The sequence below is a fragment of the Methanobacterium alcaliphilum genome (assembly GCF_023227715.1).
GTDB lineage: Archaea > Methanobacteriota > Methanobacteria > Methanobacteriales > Methanobacteriaceae > Methanobacterium_E > Methanobacterium_E alcaliphilum.
Window position 1 is genome coordinate 18021 of record NZ_JALKIF010000004.1, and the last position, 22435, is coordinate 40455.

Genomic DNA, 22435 nt, shown 5'->3' on the forward strand with positions numbered 1-22435 from the left:
CGTTTTTTATCATATCTTAACTTTGAAACGAATTACAAAAGAGATTCAGCAGAAACTTTCCCATCAATTACATCTACTTTCACCAGGGCGCGAATATTCAACCCAGTTTCTTTCTCCAACATTTCTTTGCCCTGTCCTTTCTCAATTACAGCTATAACATCTACAATATCTACATCCATCTTCTGAAGAGCATTTAATACTGCAAGCATTGTTCCACCAGTACTTACCACATCATCAATTACCAATAGTTTATCTCCGGAATTAATACCATTGATATAAAGCTCTCCTTGACTATATCCCGTTGTTTGATGGACAGCGACTTCACCAGGAAGACCATACTGACGTTTTCTTACTACCACAAACGGTAATCCTGTTTCTAAAGAGAGCGCCGTGGCTAGATGAATGCCCATAGCTTCCATACAAACAATCTTATCTACATCCATATTAGAAACATTTTTAACAGTTTTTGCAATTTCACTAAGAACTTCTGGCTCAGTAAGAGGGATTCCATCTGTAACAGGATGTACAAAATAATCGTATTCGCCTTTTTTCACTATAGGTGCTTTTTCTAAACTTTTTAACAGTTTTTGCAGCATTATCTCACCGATTTCATTGATTAATAATGGATGATTTAATAAAATTTAATATTATTAGGTTAATGAAATTAAATGAATTTTATCAATAAAAATATTCATTGTTTTAAAAGGATTTAAATTATTCAGTAATTCTTTAATACACAAGTATAAATTGTAATTCTAATAATTATAATATTCTTATGAGTTAGACATATAAAAATTAGTATAAATCTATTATATAATACATAAATTAAAAATAAAGTAAGATGTGTTTGGAACATATTTATTAAATCAATGAAAATAATCAATCATTTATCATTTCACTTAAGGTGAGAGGATGTTAGGCAATTTAGGTAAAAATCTTACCAAAACCATGAAAAAATTGGCAGGCATGAGTATTGTCGATGAAGAAATGGTTAAGGAAGTCGTAAAAGACATACAAAGAGCTTTAATTCAATCTGATGTGAATATCAAATTGGTATTCAAATTATCTAAATCTATTGAAGATAGAGCATTGAAAGAAGAACCTCCCAAGGGCATTACTCCCAAAGAACATATAGTAACCATAGTTTATGAAGAAATGGTAAATTTAGTTGGAGAAGAAGCCCAGGAAGTTGAAATAGATAAAAAACCCTACAAAATTCTTTTTTTAGGTTTGCAGGGAAGTGGTAAAACTACCACCATTGGTAAACTTACCCGCTACTTACAAAAAAAAGGTTTCAATCCTGCTGTGGTTTGTACTGACACCTGGCGACCCGCTGCATTCGAACAACTGAAACAGCTTACTCAGGAAATGAATGTGCCCCTCTATGGAGAACCAGAAAATAAAGATGCCCTGGATCTTGCAAAAAAAGGTTTAAAACAGTTTAAAAAACAGGACATAATCATATTCGATACTGCAGGCAGACACAAAGAAGAAAAAGATCTTCTGGATGAAATGGAACAAATATCTGCTGTGGTGGACCCCAATGAAGCTATCCTGGTTATTGACGGGACCATTGGTCAACAGGCCAAAGATCAAGCCCAGGCATTTTCCAAAACAGCTAAAGTTGGTTCTATAATAGTAACAAAACTAGATGGTTCAGCTAAAGGGGGTGGAGCATTATCTGCCGTAGCGGAAATAGGAGCCCCTATAAAATTTATTGGTACTGGAGAACGTATCGATGACTTTGAAGCATTTGATCCTGAAAGGTTTATTTCTAGGCTTTTAGGAATGGGAGATCTCAAAACTCTCATGGAAAAAGCAGAAGAAGTTGCAGAAGAAGACCTTGCTGCAGAAACCATGGATGCCATGCTTTCGGGAAAGTTCACTTTAAAAGATATGCAAACCCAGTTTGAAATGATGGGAAAAATGGGACCTATGCAGCAGATCATGAACATGATGCCTGGGACTGGAAAATTACCTAAGAACGCTTCACAAATGACTGAAGAAAAAATTGGGAAGTATAAAATAATTATGAATTCCATGACCAATCAAGAAATGGAACATCCCGAAGTAATTAAACAGTCCAGGGTAAAAAGAATTGCCCGTGGATCCGGAATGAAAAATGAAGATGTTAAAGAACTTATAAAATATTATAACGTCACCAAAAAAGCCATGAAAGGGTTTGGTCGCCGTAAGATGAGTGGTCCTATGGGGCAACTTATGCGGCAGTTTATGCGATGAATAAATAATAGGGAATTACATTGATTCCTTCTCTTTTTAATTTAAATTAATTTTTAGAGTATATATTCAAATTAATTAATATAAGGTCGAATATAATGGATGTTAAAATTAAAAATAAATCATTGAAAATAATAGAAATCACAGAAGGGAAAATATGCAATCACTGCTTAGGAAGAAAATTCTCTCAAGATATTGAAGGCCCTGGCAATGAATTAAGAGGTCAAAAAATCCGAAATTTAATGGATTTAACTGATAAACATCTACCTGTGGAAGATAATTGTTCTATCTGCGGATGCATATTCCAAACATTAAATTTATTGGCAGACACCATTGAATCAAAGATTGAAAGCCTGGATTTAGAATTTTTTAGTTTTTTAGTAGGTAGTATTTTAACCCCTGAACTAATTCAAAAAGATGACGAATTAAGTGAAAAGTTAGATATTGAAGTGGAAAGCATTAAAAAAGAGTTAAATCGTGAGCTTGGAAAAATATTAGAAAGTAGATGGAAAAAAGAAGTGGATTTTGACTCGCCAAATTTAGTAATAATGGTTGATTTGAAACAAAAAGCCCCTAAAGTAAGAATTCAGATAAACCCTCTCTTTTTAGAAGGACGTTACAGAAAATTGGTGCGTGGAATACCTCAAACAAAATGGCCTTGTAGGAAATGCAGAGGGAAAGGTTGTGAATATTGTAATTTCACCGGCAAAATGTATTCTGAGTCCGTTGAAGAACTCATATCTGCACCAGTTTTAGAAATGAGTCACAGCCGTGACTCTAAATTTCATGGAGCTGGAAGAGAAGATATAGATGTTAAAATGTTAGGAACCGGCCGACCATTTGTATTAGAGATAAAAGAACCTCGGCGGCGAAATTTAGATTTAGATACACTTCAAAAAGATATAAATAAATCTGCAGAAGGTAAAGTAGAAGTTTTAGATTTAAAATATTCTTTTAGATCACGTAAAGCTGAGATAAAAACATCGTCACCCGATACTTATAAAATCTACCAGGCATTTGTAGAATTAGAAGATGAAATCAGCACTGAACAATTGAATGATCTTCAAAATCTCCAGATAATACAGCAGCGTACCCCCATACGTGTTTCTCACAGAAGAGCAGATAAAATTCGAACCCGTGAAGTGATGAATATTAAAGGAAAAATTATCAGTCCTAAGTGTTTAGAATTAATTATAAAAGGTCAAGGTGGACTGTATATAAAAGAACTCATATCTGGAGATGAAGAAAGGACCCAACCAAACGTTAGTCAAATTTTTGGAGTTGCAGCCCGATGTTTAACTCTTAATGTTTTAGAAGTAGGGAGCTAAAAACTAATACCATCTATCGATAGGGAAATATATATTAGTACCTACAATAAATATCAAATCCTAATAGGTATGATGATGAAAAATTTTTCATGTTACTTATCATCCGAATTTTCTCTGTCAATTAAAAATTATACGAAATCGAGAAATATAGATCGCCTATTCTGTGATATCTGCTGTTAATCACAGTTTTATAACGTTTACAGGCCTTATGGCCATTATGGAGGTTAAATAAATGAGAAGATCAAGAGGTTTTAGAAGTAAAACAAGACATAAACTTCAAACAACTAAAAGACCAGGTAGGTCCAATCCAATAACTAAAAAAATTCAAAGATTCTCTGAAAATGACATGGTTCATATTATAATCGATCCAAGTGTGCACAAAGGACAGCCCCACCCCAGATTCCATGGGAAAACTGCTAGAGTGGTTGAAGGCAGAGGAAGAGCTTACGTCATAGCTTTAAACGATGGTAACAAAGCGAAAACATTAATTGTAAGACCAGAACATTTGAAAATACAAGAGTGATTCCCATGATAGGGAAAAAGGTACTGGAAACTGAACCAGTTCCCACTGCCGAAGTGAAAGAGATATTAGAAGGATTTGCAGCAGAACATGATCTAACTTACGAACAAAATCTAACTTTGGATCATGTAATCAAGTTCTCCAAATTAGAATTGGAAGATTCCAATAAACTCATAGGAGAACTAGAAGAATTGCTAAAAAAGAAATATGCAGTTCGTATAACTGATATGCTCCCAGAGGATCTGGCAGATCTACGTTTATTATTTGCCAAAGAAAGGATCCCTATAAAAAATGAAGATATGGAGCAAATCCTGAAGATAGTTGATAAATACCGGACTGAATAGAGTCTATTCTATGGTCCAGGGGAAATAACCCCAATTAGCAGTTTGTGATTGGATGGAAGATTATGCTATTATCCTCGATTACCTTCCATTAGGATATATTAAGGAAGGTTTTTCTACATTTAAAAGAAAACCTGTAGCTCAAGCTATAGGTAAAGAAGAATTTACTCTGCTGGAACTCTCTCCTAAAGCAGGAGAAGATATAGAAATACATGAGAAAGTGTATATCGGTTCAGGTCAGCGTGATAAGATTTCCAGAGTAAATCGTAGGTTAGTTCATGACGATTTAACTGCTACTGCTCGAGTAGAATTACAATATGTAATTGAAGAAATAGTAAAATCCAAAGAAGAAAAGTTCATCCAATTTTTTAATGACGCAGGACCTATCAGTACCCGGCTGCATCAATTAGAACTTTTACCAGGTATTGGGAAAAAGCATATGTGGGATATCATAAAAGCCAGAGAAGAGAAACCTTTTGAAAGCTTTCAAGATATAAAAAACAGAGTTCCGATGATGTCTGACCCTGTTAAGCTTTTAGTTAAAAGAGTACTGCTTGAACTCGATGCCGACCGAGAAAAAAGGGGTAAAAGAAAATATATAATATTTACCCGACCACCAGCCCGGCCAAGATAAATTATTTTTTTATTTATTTTTAATTTTCAAGGAGAAGTTAAATGTCCCTTAATAAAAGAGAATCAGGGACTTTTTCTCTGGCCCAAGAAACCAAAAAAGTTTTAAATGAACATGGAATTCGTTTAAACCGAAAATTAGGGCAAAATTATCTTATTGATGATTTTAAAAGGAAAAAAATACTTAATTTTGCTAGATTAAACTCTAAAGATACTGTTCTGGAAATAGGAGCAGGTATTGGTACACTAACCATTCCCATGGCACATCAGGCAGGCCATGTTGTGGCCATTGAACAGGACTCTAAAATCTTTAAAATTTTAGAAGAAAGATTAGAAGAAGAAAAATTAGAAAATGTAAATTTAATTAATTGTGATGCTTTAAAACTTGATTTTCCTTATTTTAATAAGATTGTTTCTAATTTACCCTACCAAATCTCATCCCCCATTACTTTCAAGCTTTTAAAGTATGATTTTGATCTTGCTATTTTAATGTATCAAAAAGAGTTTGCTCAAAGAATGAATGCTCCTGCAGGAAGTAAACACTATTCCAGACTTTCAGTAATGATGTACTTCTTGGCACAAGTGAATATGCTAGATCATGTTTCTGCACAATCATTCATACCTCCGCCTAAAGTAGATTCTGCTGTTGTTCAATTAACTCCCATTGATGAAGTGACAATAGATGATTTTTTTGCATCTGTCTGCCGTGCATTGTTCCAGCATAGAAGAAAAAAAGCAAAAAAAGCCCTGAAAGAATCTTTCCATGAGATCAATGCTATGGGTAAGGGAGAAGTTAAAGAAATATTAAATCAGCTGAATTTAAGCTTTGAAAATGATTTTCTTGAAGAGCGAGTATTTAAATTATCTCCAGAGCAAATTTTAGAGATTTCAAATAATTTAAAATTAATTTTTCCAGGCTGAATCATTTCACCCTTCTTAATTTTCAATTAACTAAATTCTATAAAAATATTTTATATTGTTACACATAATTAATTTTAGTAAAATTGTTTTATGTTTTCATGGAGAATCAAGTATGAATGAAAATCCCTACCAACTTTTTAAAGAAGAATTACCCTCATTATTTGAAAATTTCAATAAGTTAATTGAAGCACAAAAAGATTTGCCCGGTTTAGACCCTAAAACAAAACAATTAATTAATATAGCCATTCAAACCTCTAACAAAAATATTAAAGGGGTTCAAATGCATGCCGCTATGTCTAAAAAGACTGGTGCGAGTTGGGAAGAAGTGAAAGGCGCAGTGGCTATGAACCTGCATCTTTCTGGGCTAGGAACTATTCTAGAGTGCCTTCCTGCTGCAAAAAAAGGATTCGAAATGGAAATTGAGTTTTAGTGATGAAATGTTTTATTATGAAGATTTAAAATTTCAAACCTGTCCTAAGGTCTATGCGCCTGCAGAAGACACATTTCTTCTTGCAGATAATTTAATTCTAAGTGAAGGAGAAGTAGTACTGGAAATCGGTACGGGTACTGGTTTAATTGCATTGACTGCATCCAAAAAAGCTTCTCAAGTAATAGCAACGGATATTAATCACCACGCCGTGAAATGTGCCCGGGCCAATATGGAGTTAAATGATATAAACAACATAAAATTCCATCTAGGAAACCTTTTCCAGCCAGTGCAAAATGAGAAATTTGATCTGATTTTATTTAATACTCCATATCTCCCCTCATCAAAAGATGAAATTGTAGGGGATGAATTAGATGCTGCATGGGATGGTGGTGCAGACGGTCGAAGAGTAATTGATCTTTTCTTAAATGAAGTAAAGTATTATTTAAATGATGGTGGTCGGGTGCAGCTGGTACAGTCATCCCTTTCAGATAATGAAAAAACATTAGAAAGATTGGAAAAAATGAACTTTGACGTTGAAATTACTGATTCTGAAAGGTTCTTTTTTGAAGAAATTGTGGTTATAACTGGTTTCTATTCTAAAGTAAATGAACAATCCTAAATATGATTGTTTTCTTCTTTAAAAGCTATTCTGAAATGAAAAAAATTTATTTCACCAATAGTAAAATTTATGATATTAAATTAATCAGTTTTTTTAGTTGTCAAATAAATAATAGTATCATGAATTAAATATCAAGATTTATACTTTAAAGCCGTGATTCCATGATAAAAATAAAAAAAGCATCAGAACCTGTTTCAGACGATGATGGATTTAGAATTTTAGTGGATAGCACCTGGCCTGTTGAATTTTCAAGAGATGAATTAAAAATTAATGCATGGTTTAAAGAAATAGCTGCTGAGAAAAATACTGAAGAATATTTATCCCAGCTAAAAAAGAAGATTAAGCTTATAAAACATTTAAAATTACTAGAACGAGTTAAAAAACAATTAACTCTTGTTTACTGGAGTGAAAAAAAGGGTAATGTTCTAATTTTAAAAAATTATCTGGATGGGAAATCCCGAGTTATAAGAAGTAGTGTTGGGAGAATTCACGGATAATTATTTTAATTCATTTATCTCTTTTAAAGCTTCACTATTATCGGGATTAATCTGCAATACTTTTTCAAAACACTGCAAAGCTTCTTCTATATTTTCTAATGCCCTATACACAACACCAAGATTCATTAGTGCTGCTTCATATTGGGGATATAATTTAAGGGCCTGCTGTAGAGATTGGGCTGCCTCTTCATTTTTTCCCATGCTGGCCAGAACACACCCATGATAATTCCAGACTTCACTATGATGAGGATCAATTTTTAGTGCTTTTTCAAACAATTTTAGTGCTTCTTCACTTTTTTTAAGGAGGAATAAAACATTCCCTTTGTAAAATAGAGCCTTGAAATTTTTAGGATCATTCTCCAGTATCCGGTTCAAACATTCTAAAGCTTCAGGATAGTGACCCATATCTGCTAAAGTAGTGCCCAGGTTGTAGATTGCAGGTTCATAATCCGGTTTTATTTTCAAAACTTCCTGGAATGATTTTAAGGCATTTTCATCCTCATTTAAAATACTGTAAATTACGCCCCTATCATTCCAGGCCTCCATGAAATCATGGTTTAAAGCAATTGATTTATCCAATGCATCTAAAGCATTAAAATATTCTTGTAGATTAAAATAACATCTAGAAAGATAATAATAAGCCCATTGGCTCTCATCCAATCCAATAACTTTTTTAAAAGATTCAATAGCTGTTTGATAATCAGCCATGTAGTAAACAGTCAAACCATGCCCATAAAGAGCAGCAGGAGTGTTTTCGATTTTTAATGCTTTTTCAAAAGACTCTAAAGCTTCCCCATATTGGTTTAAATTCCCTAAAGCATAACCCAATTCACTGTATGCTTTTTGAAAAAGCGGTTCTATTTCTAAAGCTTTTTTAAAGGATTCAACTGCTTTTTCATGCATATTTGATTCAGCAAATTTTAATCCTTCTTCATAGAAAATCTGAGCATTTTTTTGAGTCATGTCATCCCTCATTTAATTAATCTATTTTTTCCATGTAAAATTGAGCTTCCTCATTTTCGGGATCAATTTCAAGAACCTTCTTAAAACATTCTGAAGCCTTTTCCGTATCTCCTAAATCCATGTGCACGGTTCCTAAACTTAAATAGTTATTTTCATCATCGGGACGCAAATTAATAGCTTCCTTAAAAGATTCAATAGCCTCATGATTCTGACCCAAACTATTTTGAATATAACCAACATAGTTCCACAGATCAGGTTGATTTTTATCTTTTTTTAATGCTTTAGTAAAATATTTTAATGATTCTTCTTCTTTTTCCATGAAATACAGCACATTTCCTTTATAAAATAGTGCTTTAAAATTATCAGGTTCTATTTCTAAAATTATGTCCAAGTACTCTAATGACTCTTCGTAGCGCCCCATATCAGCTAGAGTGGCACCCATATTATAAATAGCCGGAATATAATTAGCATCTATATTTAATGCCTCTTTAAAAGATTCTAATGCTCTTTCATCATTTTCCATTATGCTGTAAGCTACACCACAATCATTCCACGCTTCAATATAATTTTCATCCATAGATAGGGCAATTTCAAAACAGTTTATAGCACCTTCACAGTTTTCTGAATAAGATAAATGGAGGTTACCCAGATAATACCAAAGATCCTCATTTTCTCCAATTTCTTGAGCATCCAGAAATGCTTCCAATGATTTTTCATAATCTTCCAGAAAAAAATGTGCTAAGCCTTTTCCAAAAAAACAAGGAAAATTGTCTTCAATGTCCAGTGCATGATCAAATATTTTTACGGCTTCATCATATTTTTCTAAAGTTCCTAAAAGAAATCCCAATTCAATATGGGCTTCCATGCATGATGGATCTGCTTCTACAGCCTCCCTGAAATAATTTAATGCTTCTGAAAGTTTACCGAGACTCATGAGTTCGGAACCTTTTGAATAAAGTTGTTTAACTTGATTATTAGTCAATTTATTACCTCAAAATAATATTATAAAATGAATGTGAGTTAAAGAATATCTTTTATTTGATATATAAAGAGTGGGTAAACATGCCAGTTAAAATTATTCCTAATTATAAGTGCCAGCCATAGGTTGGAAAATAATTTTATTTTTTATGATTTTTTAATTTACCAAGATCTTTACATCAAATTATACTCTTTTCAAATAATATTCTATTAATAAAACATTTTCATGCCAAAAAACAGATTATATGACAGGGGTGAAAATATATGCCAAGAGTTATTCATTTTGAAATACCTGCCGATGATCCTGAAAGGGCCGTGAAATTCTACCAGGAAGTTTTTGGATGGGAAATAGAAAAATGGGAGGGGCCTTTTGATTACTGGTTAATCACCACTGGTGATGAAAGTGAAGCCGGAATAAATGGAGCCATCATGACTAAAATGATGGGGGATCAAATGAGAAATACTATTGCTGTGGAATCATTTGATGATTTTGCTACTAAAATTCTGAAAAGCGGTGGAAAATCAGTGATACCTAAAATGACAATTCCAGGAATAGGTATTATGGGTTCTTTTGAGGATACAGAAGGTAATGCTTTCCTGATAATGGAACCACATATGGATTAAAATCTAATATTTATTTAACAGATTTTAAATTTTCAGTATAATCAAATTCATCAAATTTTATTTTAAAAGATGTTCCTTTAGTAGTATCTATGTTCAAATCTGCATCTAGCTGATTAATCAGAGAATATACAAGTTGCATCCCTAAAGTATCTGAATTTGCTAAATCAAAATCTGTTGACATTCCTACCCCATTATCACTTACTTGAAGTAAATATTCGTCATTTTGAGATTTCAATTTGATTAATATTTCCCCTCCTCTATCACCCGGGAATGCATGTTTTAAAGAGTTAGTAATCAATTCATTGATAATCAAACCAAGTGGAATAGCTGTTTCCAGATTCAAAAATGCATTGACCTCCTGTTTAACAGTTATTTTCATAGCATTTATCCCATAAGTATTGAAAAGATTTTGAGTTAGTTCACTAACATATTCCGAGAAGTCTATGTCTGAAAGGCGATTAGATTGATAGATCCCTTCATGCACCATGGCCATGGATTTAATACGATTTTGACTTTCCAGAAAAGCCGTATAAACTTCTTCATCCTGAAAATATCCTGCTTGTAAGCTTATTAAACTGGAAATTATTTGCATATTATTTTTAACACGGTGGTGAATTTCGCTTAAAAGGATCTCTTTTTCTTTAAGTGAGTCTTTAAGGGCCTTTTCTGCATATTTACGCTCAGTTATGTCGACAGCCACACCGTACCACAATATTTCTCCTGAATCTGATTTTTGAGGTGTGGCATGGACATGTAACCATGAGACAAAACCTGTTTTTTTATTTAGAGTACGAAATTCCGTGCTGAAGTCATTTAAAGTTTCTGCAGATCCTTGAATAGCTGCAAATATTTGTTCCATATCCCCCTCAGGGACGAGATTATATAAATTATTTATATCCTCTGTTATTTTTTCAGGTTTTAGTCCGGTTATTCTATAAGATCCATCACTTATGTAAGAAATTTTGTGAGAACCGTCCGTTTTTAAAATAAACTTATAGACTATGCCTGGAATATTAGCAGAAATCATTCTTAATCGTTTTTCATTTTCTTTCATCTTTTTATTGCTTTTTAGCAATTTTTTTTTGCGGAGCCCCATCTCCCCTATGATTACTGCCAATTTCAAAAGAAAATCTATACCCTCTTTTATAAAATCCTTAGAAAAAATCGGCACTTTATTGAGGGCCATTAAATATTCTTGTTCATCAAACCCGTGCGTTTCAGCTTGTTTTTTAAAAAATTCAATGTCAGCTTCTTCAAATAAAAATTGACCGGTTAAAATATTAGCTTTATGTTTTCCTCCGATATAAACCGGGACAGCTATGTCTATCAACCCATTTAAACATTTATAACAAGAATAAGACTCTCCTGCTAATAATTGATTAGAGAGTTTAGTATCACTTTGAACACAATTTTCAAGAGTTTGGGAGTTGGTTCTGTGAAAATTCAAACATATATCCTGCCAACCCGCAGCAATCAATTTTCCATCTTTAGTGGCCAGTATGTTTCCGTCAAGATCCATTAAAGTAGATGGAATTCCTGTAAGTTTATAGAAACTTAACAAGATATCCCTAGTTTTTTCTTTATCAATTATATCTCCAAAAGAAAATCCTGATCTCATTGTAATCATCTTTTCTTTTATAATAGTTAATACTTATAGTTAATTAAATTGATAAAAAAATTCTAAAAATAAAAAAGAAATGGCATTAAAGGTCAATGACCATTATACCATCAAAAGCAAGTACTGAATCTCCTTCCATGAAAGCCCCTAATCCAGTTTCATCTTGATAAACATCAATCTGTAGTTCTCCCCCAGGCAAATGTACAAGCACACTTTCATCAAGTTTTTCCAGTTTATTACCTGCAATTACACATGATGTGGCTCCGGTCCCACACGCTAAAGTTGGACCTGCCCCCCTCTCCCAAGTAACCACGATTATTTCTTTTGGGCTTACCATTTCTACAAAATGGACATTGGTACGCTGTGGAAATGCAGGATGGTTTTCAATTGCAGGCCCAAATTTATCCAAATCAACCTGAGATGCATCTTCAACAAAAATAACTGCATGAGGATTACCTACACTTAACGCAGTCATTTTCAGTGATTCTCCTTCTACTTTAAGGAAGTGATCTACAAATTCATCATCTGATACATCCATTGGCACTTCTTCTGTTTTGAAAGTGGCTTTTCCCATATCTACTCTGCAAGAAGATACTTTACCATTTTCTACAGTCAAGTTTACTACTTTTATACCAGCCATGGTTTCCACATTTATTTTCTCATTTCTGATGATTCCATTATCATAAACAAATTTGGAAAAACATCTGATACCATTACCACACATTTCTGCTTCGCTTCCATCTGCATTGAAAATTCTAAATCGAATATCAGCTTCGCCAGTAGAAGGGGACACAAATATAACACCATCAGCACCTACTGAAAATCCGCGACGACATAATTCAACTACGACATCGCTTTTTTTATCTTCGCTAATAATCTCTTTTTCATACTCATCAATAACCACATAATCATTGCCTAGACCATGCATTTTTGAAAATAGTAAAGTAGTATTGCTCATTATTATCACTTTAATTGATTTTTAAGGATTATTTTTTTAGTAATCTGGCAGGTAAAACTTGTTTATTCAAAACATCCGCAAAAGATTCTCTTTCTCTAATTAAATCAGATTCACCATTATTTACCAGTACCTCTGCAGGCCTAGGTCGGGAATTATACTGTGATGCCATGGAAAATGCATAAGCTCCAGCATTCATTATAGCTATTAAATCTCCTTCTTCCAATTCAGGCATAGGCCTATCCCGGGCAAAAAGATCTCCAGACTCACATACATTTCCTGCAATATCTATCTCTTCAACTGGTTCTTCTTGGGGCTTATTAGCAGCTACAATGTGGTGATAAGACCCATACATCGAAGGTCTAAGAAGAGTATTGAATCCCGCATCAACCCCCACAAATTTACGATAACTCTGTTTAACACTATTAACTCGGGTTAAAAGGTATGAAGCATCTCCTACTATGTACCTGCCAGGTTCTATACACATAGTAGGTTTTCCTAAACCGTAATGAACTAGTTTTTCTTTGAATCTGCCGGTGATTTCTGTAGCGAATTTTTCAATATCTAATATTTGTTCATCAGGAGTGTAAGGAATTCCCAGACCCCCCCCAAAGTCGATGAATTCAAATTCAACTCCGGTATTTTGAGCGATAAGGCCAGCTATATCCATTAACGTATCTACTGCTAACATGAATGGTTCAGGGTCCAGTATTCCAGAACCAATGTGGGTGTGAATACCAACCGGCTTGAATCCCATATCTTGAGCCATTTTATATACTTCAACAGCTTCTTTTTCCATTATTCCGAATTTGCTCATTTCGCCGCCAGTAATGCAGTGTTCATGGTGGCCAGCCCCTACCATAGGATTTACTCTAAAAGATATTTTAAATTCTTCAGGATCCACAATTTTAGCCAATCTTTTCAGTTGAGATACCGAATCAACATTGAGTCTAACTCTACTCTCAATTGCGAATTCCATTTCTTCATCTTTAACATTATTTCCAGTGTAAAGTACCCTCTGTGGATCGAATCCAGCCAGCAAGGATGTGTAAATTTCCCCCGGCGAAACTGCATCAATGCCACTACCTTCTTCTTCTAATATGCGCATCACTGCAAGGTTAGTATTAGCTTTACATGCATAAAATATTTGAAAATCAGAATAATGTTTGGAAAATGCTTTATAAACTCTCCGGTAGTTATCGCGTATCCTCATTTCATCAATAACATAGAGAGGAGTCCCATATTCCTCAGCTAATTGGTTAGCGTCAGCTCCACCTATACTTAGATTGCCTTTTTCATTTATTTCTAAATCAAAACCCATTTTAAAATCCTCCCGGAGTATTATCAACATAATTTAATTATAAATTAACATCAAGTCTTTTAAACAACAAAAATTCAGTTTTATCACTATTTTTAACTGTGAGTTTTTCTTTTCAGTTCCTCAAAAAACCAAAGTTAACATCATTTTTTTATCTTTCTTACTATTTAAATTTATAAATACGAATTTAAAATTGAAAGGTGTTTTAAACTAAAACCTTCTCTTTTTTAATACAAAAGACAGATATGTTAAACATAATTGAGAATTTACTTTAAAAATTGTGTTTATGTTTAGTTTTTAGATTTCAAATTTTTCTATTGCTGTTTTTTTATGAAATAAACATTTATTATGATCATTACTAACATTAAAATAATTTGCATTTGTTTTTGATTCATTAAGGGTAATTAGTGGAGCCAAATAGATTTTACTTAAATACCTAACGTTCTTATTTATATTTCCAGCTTTCATAACTAAATAAACTATAAAATCAAATGAAAAAAGATTAATCATGGATTACCAGATAATTAATAAAATATTAGAAATATACTCATTTTCTAGAATTATATTAGTAATTTTCCCAAACATTTATAATGATTAAGAAATATACCAAAATGATATTGAATTAAATATTAGTGAATTTACATTTAACTTTCAAGAGGTGAGAATGATGGATATTGATGATGACGGCAATAGTCAGGATCGAATGGGAGAATACGTGTGTAAATCAATTTTTTATGTTCTTTCAAGTAATATCCATCTTAGATTGATTTGAAAGTGAAATATATCATTTAATCTATTATTTTGCATACTTAACTCCCGACAGAATTCATTTAAATAAATTTATTTAGCTTAAGCTTATTTTAAGAGAATGCAAGATTACAGAAAAAACCTCATTCGGGAGGTTAGTCAATGAAAAAAACTAAAAAAGATGCAACTAATATAATTTCAAGGAATTTAATCGAATTTTCCTTGATGGACATTGAAAATACATTTAAATCATTTAATACATCAACAGAAGGTTTAAATCTAGAAGAATCAGTAACCCGCCTCGAAAAATATGGAAAAAATGAAATTAAATATGAAAAACAATTACGATGGTATGTACAATTATTCAAATCATTTATAAATCCATTTATAGGCGTATTAATTTTTATAGCTCTGATCTCTTTTACAGTGAATGTTGTTTTAGCTACACCTGCAGATAGGGACTATAAATTAATCATTGTGGTTATTATTATGGTCCTAATTAGTGGTTTGCTCCACTTTTTTCAAGAACATCGTTCTAATCAGGAAGCCGAAAAATTAAAAAAGATGGTAAAAACTACAGCTACTGTAATTCGAAAGGGAAGAGGAAAACAGGAGATAGATTTATTCAATCTAGTGCCTGGAGACATTATTCATCTTTCTGCAGGAGATATGGTGCCGGCAGATGTGAGAATAATTTCATCTAAAGATTTATTTGTAAGTCAATCTGCACTAACTGGTGAATCAGAGCCCTCAGAAAAATATAATACCAGCAGTTTTTTGAATATTGAAAAAACCAAGATCAATGTACTCGATCTGGATAATATCTGCTTTATGGGGACTAATATAGTAAGTGGAAGTGCATTAGCTTTAGTACTTTCAACTGGTAATAAAACATATTTTGGTTCAATAGCAAAGTCTCTTGCTGGAAAAGCCCCTATTACAAGCTTTGAAAGAGGAGTTAATAATGTAAGTTGGCTTTTAATTCGTTTCATGGTCGTAATGGTCCCAATTGTTTTTGTAATTAATGGAATTACAAAAAACGACTGGGTCGAAGCCCTACTTTTTGCAGTATCAATTGCTGTGGGACTTACACCTGAAATGCTCCCTATGATTGTAACCAGCAATCTGGCAAAAGGGGCTGTGACCATGGCCAAGCACAAAACAGTCGTGAAAAAGCTGGATTCAATTCAAAATTTTGGGGCCATGGATATTCTTTGCACAGATAAGACAGGAACTCTAACCCTGGATAAAATAGTACTTGAATTTCATTTAGATATACATGGAAACGAAGATGATAGAATATTGAGACATGCCTATTTGAACAGCTATTATCAAACCGGCCTTAAAAATGTGATGGACAATGCTATTTTGGAGTTTGGATCAAAAAAAGAATGCATTGAATTAAATAACAATTACAGTAAAATTGATGAGATTCCTTTTGACTTTTCAAGACGTAGAATGTCAGTAGTATTAGAAAACAACGAAGGTAAAAGACAATTGATTACAAAGGGAGCTGTAGAGGAAATGCTTGATATTTGCTCTTTTGCTGAATATCAAGGTAATGTGGAGCTTTTAACTGATGAAATTCGAAGTGAAATTAATGGAAGGGTAGAAAAATTTAATAAGGAAGGATTCCGGGTTATTGCAGTTGCCCAGAAAAATGATGTTCCTGAAGAAAACATTTTCGATGTTCAGGACGAAAGTGATATGGTTTTAATGGGATATTTAGCTTTCCTTGATCCCCCAAAAAAATCAGCTCCCGAAACAATTAAAGCACTTCAAGAACATGGGATTTCAGTTAAAATTATAACCGGGGATAATGAACTTGTAACCCAAAATATTTGTAAAAAAGTTGGTTTGCCAATAGATAATATACTGATGGGTTATGAAATAGGGCAGATGAAAATTGAAGAACTTGCAAAAGCAGCGGAAAATACCACCATATTTGCAAAAGTCTCCCCCTTAGATAAAGCCAAAATCATTAATGCATTAAAAAGCAATAACCATACAGTTGGATTCATAGGAGATGGAATTAACGATGCTTCAGCACTTAGGGAATCTGATGTTGGGATTTCAGTAGATAGTGCTGTTGATATAGCTAAAGAATCTGCGGACATAATCCTATTAGAAAAAAATCTGATGGTTCTGGAAAAAGGAGTACTTCAAGGACGGAACACCTTTGGGAATATACTCAAATATATCAAAATGACTGCAAGTTCAAACTTTGGTAATGTATTCAGTGTACTGGTTGCCAGCGCATTTCTCCCATTTCTCCCAATGCTACCCATAATGTTACTAATGCAAAACCTTCTCTATGATATCTCCCAGACGACAATTCCTTGGGATACCATGGATAAAAGTTACCTTAAAAAGCCCCGAAAATGGGATGCCAGTGATATTGGGAGGTTCATGATTTTTATTGGGCCTATTAGCTCAATCTTTGATATTGCAACCTTCTGGGTTATGTGGTATATATTTGCAGCTAATTCAATTGAGGTTCAATCATTATTCCAAACTGGATGGTTTATTGAAGGACTTTTATCCCAGACTTTAATAGTGCATATGATAAGGACTAAAAAAATACCATTCATTCAAAGCAGAGCTTCCACTCCTGTTTTATTGATGACCGGAATCATTATGACCATAGGGATTATTCTCCCCTTTACTTCAGTTGGGGCTGCAATCGGACTACAAGCACTCCCCATTACTTACTTCCCATGGCTTATATGTATATTAATATTGTATTTCATAATTACCCAATTATTGAAGACAATATATATCCAAAAATTTAATAGATGGTTATAATGCGGAGTTATAATTAAAAGAAAGGTTTATACTACTTTTAATATTATCCTCCTTTTTTAGAACCATCAATTTTAAATATTTTCTATAATAAAATATAATCCTAGTTTTATTTATTATAATAATAGATTGTAATCCATTTTATCCTGATAATTTAATTCCCTCCATTAATTTGCAGTTTATATTTCAGATATCGAAAAATGCCTTATAAAAATAAAAATTGATAAAAAGCCCCCTGGCAATCTGCATTTATCACTTTCAGAGAACTAGGGCGAATAGTTTTTATCTTGCCTAAAAATATTTTAATAGATTCAAGATGATAAAATGACAGAAATACCATTTAAACTTGTAGTTAGAGCCGTGATTAAAAATCAAGACGGTAAAATTTTAATTTTGAAACGTTCACGAGATTCTCGTAGTAATCCCTGCTGTTGGGAATTACCTGGCGGCAAAGTGGAACCAGAGGAAGATTTTGATAAAGCCCTGATTAGAGAAATTAAAGAAGAAACTAACCTGAATATTGTCCTTAAAAAAGCAGCAGGAATAGCACAGCAAGATCTACCTTACTCCCATTCAATACATGTCATTATGAATGTAAAAGTAATTTCAGGTGATTTAAAGATTTCACATGAACATGAAGAATACCAATGGGCTTTTTTAGATGAAATAAAAACTTTAAAACTTTCTGAATGGTTCTACGAACTTATAAAAGAAAAAGAAATATGAATGATTTTTTAATAATCAGGAAATTTTTCCTAATACTCGGTCTAATATTTCCACTGCTTTATCTAATTCTCCTTGAGAAATTACCAGAGGAGGCGCCAGGCGCAAGACATTGCCAGCAGTACAGTTTATCAGAAGTCCTTCTTTTAGAGCCTCACTAACTATCTCATCACAAGAAATAGTCATCTCCAGGCCAATCATCAAACCTCTACCCCTAACTTCTTTTATAAATCCATATTTAGATTTTAGTGATTCTAATTTCTTTTTAAAGTAATCCCCTAATACTCGAGATTGGTAAGCTAAATTATCATCTAAAATAACCTCTATAGCTGCTTTTGCTGCCGCACAGCCTAGTGGGTTGCCCCCAAATGTTGAGCCATGATCTCCTGGAGTGAAAGCGGATGCTATTCTCTCATTAGCAAGTATTGCACCAATAGGATATCCTCCACCCATAGCCTTGGCAACAGTAGTTATATCGGGTTCTACCTCAAATAATTGAGAAGCAAACATCTCACCCGTACGTCCAAAGCCAGTTTGTACTTCATCTAGTATTAAAAGAATATCATGATGCTGGCACAGATTTTTAACGTCCCTAAGATATCCTTGAGGAGGTATAATAATCCCTCCTTCGCCCTGAATTGGCTCTAAAATTACAGCAGCAGTATCTTCAGTTATGGTCTGAGAAATAGCCTGAATATCTCCATAAGGAACATGTTTGAATCCCGCAGGTAATGGTTTGAATGGTTCTTTATATTTATCTTGACCCGTGGCGGTTACTGTTGCTAATGTACGCCCATGAAACGAATTTTCAGTAGCTATGATTTCACCTTTACCTGTGTATTTACGAGCTAATTTTATGGCTCCTTCATTGGCTTCTGCCCCACTGTTTGCAAAAAATACTCGATCATGTGGCGAAATTTTGGTGAGTAATTGGGCCAGTTCGACCTGCTCTTGAGTATAATACACATTGGAACAATGAATCAACCTCTGTGCCTGATGACATATAGATAACGCAACTTTAGGATGGGCATGCCCCACATTATTTACTGCAATGCCTGCAAAACAATCAAGGTACGAATTTCCTTCCACATCCCACACTTCAGCTCCCTTACCATGCGAAAGGGCCAAGGGTTGACGGCCGTAAGTTTGCATGACGAATTTCTTGTCTAAATCTATAATCTCCTGGGTATTCATCACATCACCTTATAGAATAATATTTATTTTTTCAAGCCACTAAATATCAAGTATAATATAATATTATATCCATCATATTACCGGCAATTTTATATTAATTGGTTCTGGTTATTAATAAGTACTTTGTAAAACGCATATAATAACATCAAATTTAAGGTGATAGTATGAAAAAAGCAATTATTGAAACTGCAAAAGGAAATATAGAACTTGTAATGTTTGAAGAAGATGCTCCCAATACTGTAGCTAATTTCGAAGAATTGGCAAACAAAGGATTTTACGACGGGTTAACATTCCATCGCGTAATTCCTGATTTTGTTATTCAAGGTGGTTGTCCTAAAGGTAACGGTACCGGAGGTCCAGGTTACACAATAAAGTGTGAAATAAATGAAAACAAACATGTTAGAGGTGCGATGTCAATGGCTCACGCAGGTAAAGATACCGGGGGAAGCCAATTTTTCATTACCCATTCACCACAACCACACTTAGATGGTGTTCATACAGTATTTGGTAAAGTTACCAATGGAATGAGTGTGGTTAATGCCATTGAACAAGGCGATGTTATGACCAAAGTAAGGGTTATTGAAGAATAATCTTTATTATTTCTTTTTTTGAAAATTATTTAAAGCCATTTTTTGAAAAAATTTTCATTATTTTTCCATAAGATAATAAGGAATAAAATAAAAAATTATATTTCAATGATTTATTTTTAATCTTGCGGAGGGGTGATTTATGGAAAAAGATGAATTTGATTATCTTGATGATCTAACAAAAGATAATATAGCATTTTCTCTTTGGATGAAAGAGTTTCAAGAAGATAAAATACCTGCAGAAATAAAAAAGTGTTTATTGAGTGACAAAAACAGTGCTGAAGCATTTGGAGAAAGAATGCGCTTCCGAATACAAAATTTACTGGACAATCCAGATTCATTCACTCCTAGCTACAAGAAAAGATATGAAAAACTCCTTAATCATTGTGCTTCTTTAACCTCTATGCAAGCTTATGCTTTGAACCATCTTTTGGGAATGGATAGCAGCAGAGGTTATCAAAAAATCCCTCAAGAATCAAATATAGAATTTCCCCGCGATTTTACACCCCAACTAGGATATCAAGTAGGCTGGCATTTCTTTGTAGGCAACTGTAGAGATAGTCAAAAGCAAGAATATGGAATTCTGGTTTCATTTTACAGATACTCATTATTACCTCCAGATATTGCCCATAGTTTTAATTTAAGTGATCTAGAAAATCAGATTTTTGAGATGCAATTTGCAGTGGCCAAAGCTGGTGAAGATCACTGGCAAAGCCGCCCATTTGCAATTGCAGGAACTACTGGGCTTTTAAAATTTTCAGAGCATCCTTTCCATTATGAAGCAGGAAAAAACAGAATTATATCAGAAAAAGAGGATAGTTTATTCCCCCTTAGAGTTCAGGCTTGGGGTGTAAATCAAAACAACAACAACTCTGAAGTGGAAATGGAAGTTGACCTTAAATTATCCTCAAACAAAGATTTCCTCCTTCAAGGCAAAAATGGATGCCTCCCTTGTTGTTGTGATATTGGTACGCTTTATTACTCTGCTACCAACCTTTCTTTGGGAGAAGGAAGTTTGCTAAGGTTGAATGGGGAAGAAATAAATCTTGTTGATGGAAAGTTCTGGTTCGATCATCAATGGGGCAATGCCCTGGAACCTTTAGGAAATTCGCGATGCGAAGTGGTTCGGGCTGCTAGTGTCTTAAGTAAACCATCACATTCTAGGGGTTGGGATTGGTTCATGGCCCAATTTAATGATAATACCGAAATGACCATGTATGCCCCACATACCGATAAAAACCTGGACTTTTACTGGCTAACTGGAGAAGAATCACCAGGCAAAATGACTGTTGATGTAAGAGGACAGTTAATATCGGCTGAAAACACAGTGACTGATATTGAAGGAACATTAAATATAGATAAATGGATTAAAAGTGTTAAATCATCTTATCCTGAACATTATTTTATAACCAATACTTGGTATCCAGATAGATGGGAATTTAATTTTGATGAAATGGTGCCCGAGAAAATACGCAACTTCACAATGACCCCCATTGTTAAAACAGGGCAAACCGGCTACAATGCTAGCGGAGCCCAATATTCTGAGGGCGGAGTGTACATAAAAAACAAAAATGATGAATTGATTGGTAAAGGGTTTGCAGAATCAGTTTATTATGCCAATGCGCATCCCAATATTTTCCACCTGGCGGGAATGGGAAACGTTCACGAAATGCAAGAACTAATGGAAACTCCAGAAGCTTCCTCTTGGTTAAAAATTAGGGGATTATTATACATGGCCTGGCCCCCACATCAAAAGAAACTGAAAAAAGTGCTGGAAAAATGTTTAGAACAAGGCCTACCCAATGATTTTATAGCAGAAAAATGAGGGTTATAGTTTACTTAAAATAACTTCGGCATATACCTCTGCAATTTCTTCAGCAATATACAAATGTTCTCTGCCATAATCCTGAGAAGAATTTGCCAGCACGATCTGACCCAATATATTTTTTCCTTTTTTAACAGCCACTGAAAGAAATTGATTCACTACTTCATGATCTGGAGGTATGCCATGAGCTGCAGGATGATTTTTAGGATCGTGTGTAAAGAAAGATTCGCCAGTATCCAGAGAGTAGCCCAAAAGGCCTCCATAAGTTCCATCTTTTCTAATTTTAAATCTGGCTTCACCTAAACCCGCATAATATTGGCAAGTAGACGTAAGATGTGAGAAGGAAATACCCACACTATCCTTGTTTTCAGGGTCCACATATGCAACATAGCAATATTTGCTGTTTGTAAGGCGTTTTGTTTCTTCAAACACCACATCAGAAATTTCTTTAAAAGAATAAATTGGCAACATATCTGAAATTTGTTTTTTAACTTGATTAACATCGTTTACAACAGAATTTGCAATTCCATATGTTTTATCCAAATGCCACTCCTCCTTACATCCCATTTATTATTCC

At 33.8% G+C, this 22435-nt stretch carries 22 protein-coding genes; 14 read left to right on the forward strand and 8 right to left on the reverse strand.

The features are described from left to right. Window positions 1-32 precede the first annotated feature (32 nt). Entirely contained in the window at window positions 33-596 is a 564-nt protein-coding gene (gene hpt, locus MXE27_RS03550) for a hypoxanthine/guanine phosphoribosyltransferase (RefSeq protein WP_248611028.1), read from the reverse strand. 316 nt (window positions 597-912) lie between these two features. Here hpt and MXE27_RS03555 point away from each other — a divergent pair, with 316 nt between their 5' ends. The 9 genes from MXE27_RS03555 to MXE27_RS03595 all read left to right on the forward strand — a co-directional run bounded on the left by MXE27_RS03555 (window position 913) and on the right by MXE27_RS03595 (window position 7524). Continuing rightward, the gene (locus MXE27_RS03555) at window positions 913-2241 is read left to right on the forward strand and encodes a signal recognition particle protein Srp54 (RefSeq protein WP_248611029.1); all 1329 of its coding nucleotides are present in this window, start codon (window positions 913-915) and stop codon (window positions 2239-2241) included. 95 nt (window positions 2242-2336) lie between these two features. Then, window positions 2337-3566, forward strand: a complete 1230-nt coding sequence (locus tag MXE27_RS03560; RefSeq protein WP_248611030.1) for a tRNA pseudouridine(54/55) synthase Pus10 — start codon at window positions 2337-2339, stop codon at window positions 3564-3566. A gap of 232 nt (window positions 3567-3798) precedes the next feature. Further along, window positions 3799-4089: a 50S ribosomal protein L21e gene (locus tag MXE27_RS03565; RefSeq protein ID WP_248611031.1), complete on the forward strand. Its 291-nt coding sequence runs from the start codon at window positions 3799-3801 to the stop codon at window positions 4087-4089. 5 nt (window positions 4090-4094) lie between these two features. Next, window positions 4095-4430: an RNA polymerase Rpb4 family protein gene (locus MXE27_RS03570; RefSeq protein ID WP_248611032.1), complete on the forward strand. Its 336-nt coding sequence runs from the start codon at window positions 4095-4097 to the stop codon at window positions 4428-4430. Between the two features lie 52 nt (window positions 4431-4482). After that, on the forward strand, window positions 4483-5061 hold the full coding sequence (locus tag MXE27_RS03575; protein ID WP_248611033.1) for a DUF655 domain-containing protein: 579 nt from the start codon (window positions 4483-4485) through the stop codon (window positions 5059-5061). A gap of 41 nt (window positions 5062-5102) precedes the next feature. Next, window positions 5103-5978: a 16S rRNA (adenine(1518)-N(6)/adenine(1519)-N(6))-dimethyltransferase RsmA gene (rsmA, locus tag MXE27_RS03580; protein ID WP_248611034.1), complete on the forward strand. Its 876-nt coding sequence runs from the start codon at window positions 5103-5105 to the stop codon at window positions 5976-5978. A 112-nt stretch (window positions 5979-6090) separates the two neighbouring features. Further along, the gene (locus MXE27_RS03585; RefSeq protein WP_248611035.1) at window positions 6091-6408 is read left to right on the forward strand and encodes a carboxymuconolactone decarboxylase family protein; all 318 of its coding nucleotides are present in this window, start codon (window positions 6091-6093) and stop codon (window positions 6406-6408) included. 7 nt (window positions 6409-6415) lie between these two features. Next, complete coding sequence (locus MXE27_RS03590) at window positions 6416-7027, forward strand: HemK2/MTQ2 family protein methyltransferase (RefSeq protein WP_248611036.1); 612 nt, start codon at window positions 6416-6418, stop codon at window positions 7025-7027. Window positions 7028-7188: 161 nt separating this feature from the next. Next, complete coding sequence (locus tag MXE27_RS03595) at window positions 7189-7524, forward strand: DUF488 family protein, N3 subclade (protein WP_248611037.1); 336 nt, start codon at window positions 7189-7191, stop codon at window positions 7522-7524. Here the strand turns inward: MXE27_RS03595 and MXE27_RS03600 are convergent, their stop codons facing one another. Continuing rightward, the gene (locus MXE27_RS03600; protein ID WP_248611038.1) at window positions 7525-8487 is read right to left on the reverse strand and encodes a tetratricopeptide repeat protein; all 963 of its coding nucleotides are present in this window, start codon (window positions 8485-8487) and stop codon (window positions 7525-7527) included. A gap of 16 nt (window positions 8488-8503) precedes the next feature. Further along, the gene (locus tag MXE27_RS03605; RefSeq protein WP_248611039.1) at window positions 8504-9469 is read right to left on the reverse strand and encodes a tetratricopeptide repeat protein; all 966 of its coding nucleotides are present in this window, start codon (window positions 9467-9469) and stop codon (window positions 8504-8506) included. Between the two features lie 260 nt (window positions 9470-9729). Here MXE27_RS03605 and MXE27_RS03610 point away from each other — a divergent pair, with 260 nt between their 5' ends. Then, window positions 9730-10089, forward strand: a complete 360-nt coding sequence (locus MXE27_RS03610) for a VOC family protein (RefSeq protein ID WP_248611040.1) — start codon at window positions 9730-9732, stop codon at window positions 10087-10089. A gap of 10 nt (window positions 10090-10099) precedes the next feature. Here MXE27_RS03610 and MXE27_RS03615 read toward each other — a convergent pair whose 3' ends face one another. From MXE27_RS03615 to lysA, 3 genes are all read right to left on the reverse strand, one after another. Beyond that, window positions 10100-11707 (reverse strand): sensor histidine kinase, encoded by a 1608-nt coding sequence (locus tag MXE27_RS03615; RefSeq protein ID WP_248611041.1) that lies wholly within the window; start codon window positions 11705-11707, stop codon window positions 10100-10102. A gap of 85 nt (window positions 11708-11792) precedes the next feature. Further along, window positions 11793-12665, reverse strand: a complete 873-nt coding sequence (gene dapF / locus MXE27_RS03620) for a diaminopimelate epimerase (RefSeq protein WP_248611042.1) — start codon at window positions 12663-12665, stop codon at window positions 11793-11795. Window positions 12666-12693: 28 nt separating this feature from the next. Beyond that, window positions 12694-13983: a diaminopimelate decarboxylase gene (gene lysA, locus MXE27_RS03625; protein ID WP_248611043.1), complete on the reverse strand. Its 1290-nt coding sequence runs from the start codon at window positions 13981-13983 to the stop codon at window positions 12694-12696. A 906-nt stretch (window positions 13984-14889) separates the two neighbouring features. Between lysA and mgtA the strand changes: the two genes are divergently transcribed. Both mgtA and MXE27_RS03635 read left to right on the forward strand, forming a co-directional pair. Further along, window positions 14890-17532 carry a magnesium-translocating P-type ATPase gene (gene mgtA, locus MXE27_RS03630; protein WP_248611044.1) on the forward strand — a complete coding sequence of 881 codons (2643 nt, stop codon included), beginning with the start codon at window positions 14890-14892 and terminating at the stop codon, window positions 17530-17532. Between the two features lie 321 nt (window positions 17533-17853). Then, on the forward strand, window positions 17854-18255 hold the full coding sequence (locus tag MXE27_RS03635; protein WP_248611045.1) for an NUDIX hydrolase: 402 nt from the start codon (window positions 17854-17856) through the stop codon (window positions 18253-18255). Between the two features lie 15 nt (window positions 18256-18270). On the opposite strand, the gene MXE27_RS03640 is transcribed toward MXE27_RS03635, so the two are convergent. Beyond that, complete coding sequence (locus MXE27_RS03640; protein WP_248611046.1) at window positions 18271-19446, reverse strand: acetylornithine transaminase; 1176 nt, start codon at window positions 19444-19446, stop codon at window positions 18271-18273. 164 nt (window positions 19447-19610) lie between these two features. Between MXE27_RS03640 and MXE27_RS03645 the strand changes: the two genes are divergently transcribed. Further along, entirely contained in the window at window positions 19611-20036 is a 426-nt protein-coding gene (locus tag MXE27_RS03645; protein WP_248611047.1) for a peptidylprolyl isomerase, read from the forward strand. Between the two features lie 139 nt (window positions 20037-20175). After that, a complete protein-coding gene (locus tag MXE27_RS03650) occupies window positions 20176-21858 on the forward strand; it encodes a carotenoid 1,2-hydratase (RefSeq protein WP_248611048.1) in 1683 nt (560 codons plus the stop codon). 3 nt (window positions 21859-21861) lie between these two features. Here MXE27_RS03650 and MXE27_RS03655 read toward each other — a convergent pair whose 3' ends face one another. Beyond that, window positions 21862-22401: a GAF domain-containing protein gene (locus MXE27_RS03655; protein WP_248611049.1), complete on the reverse strand. Its 540-nt coding sequence runs from the start codon at window positions 22399-22401 to the stop codon at window positions 21862-21864. Window positions 22402-22435 lie beyond the last annotated feature (34 nt).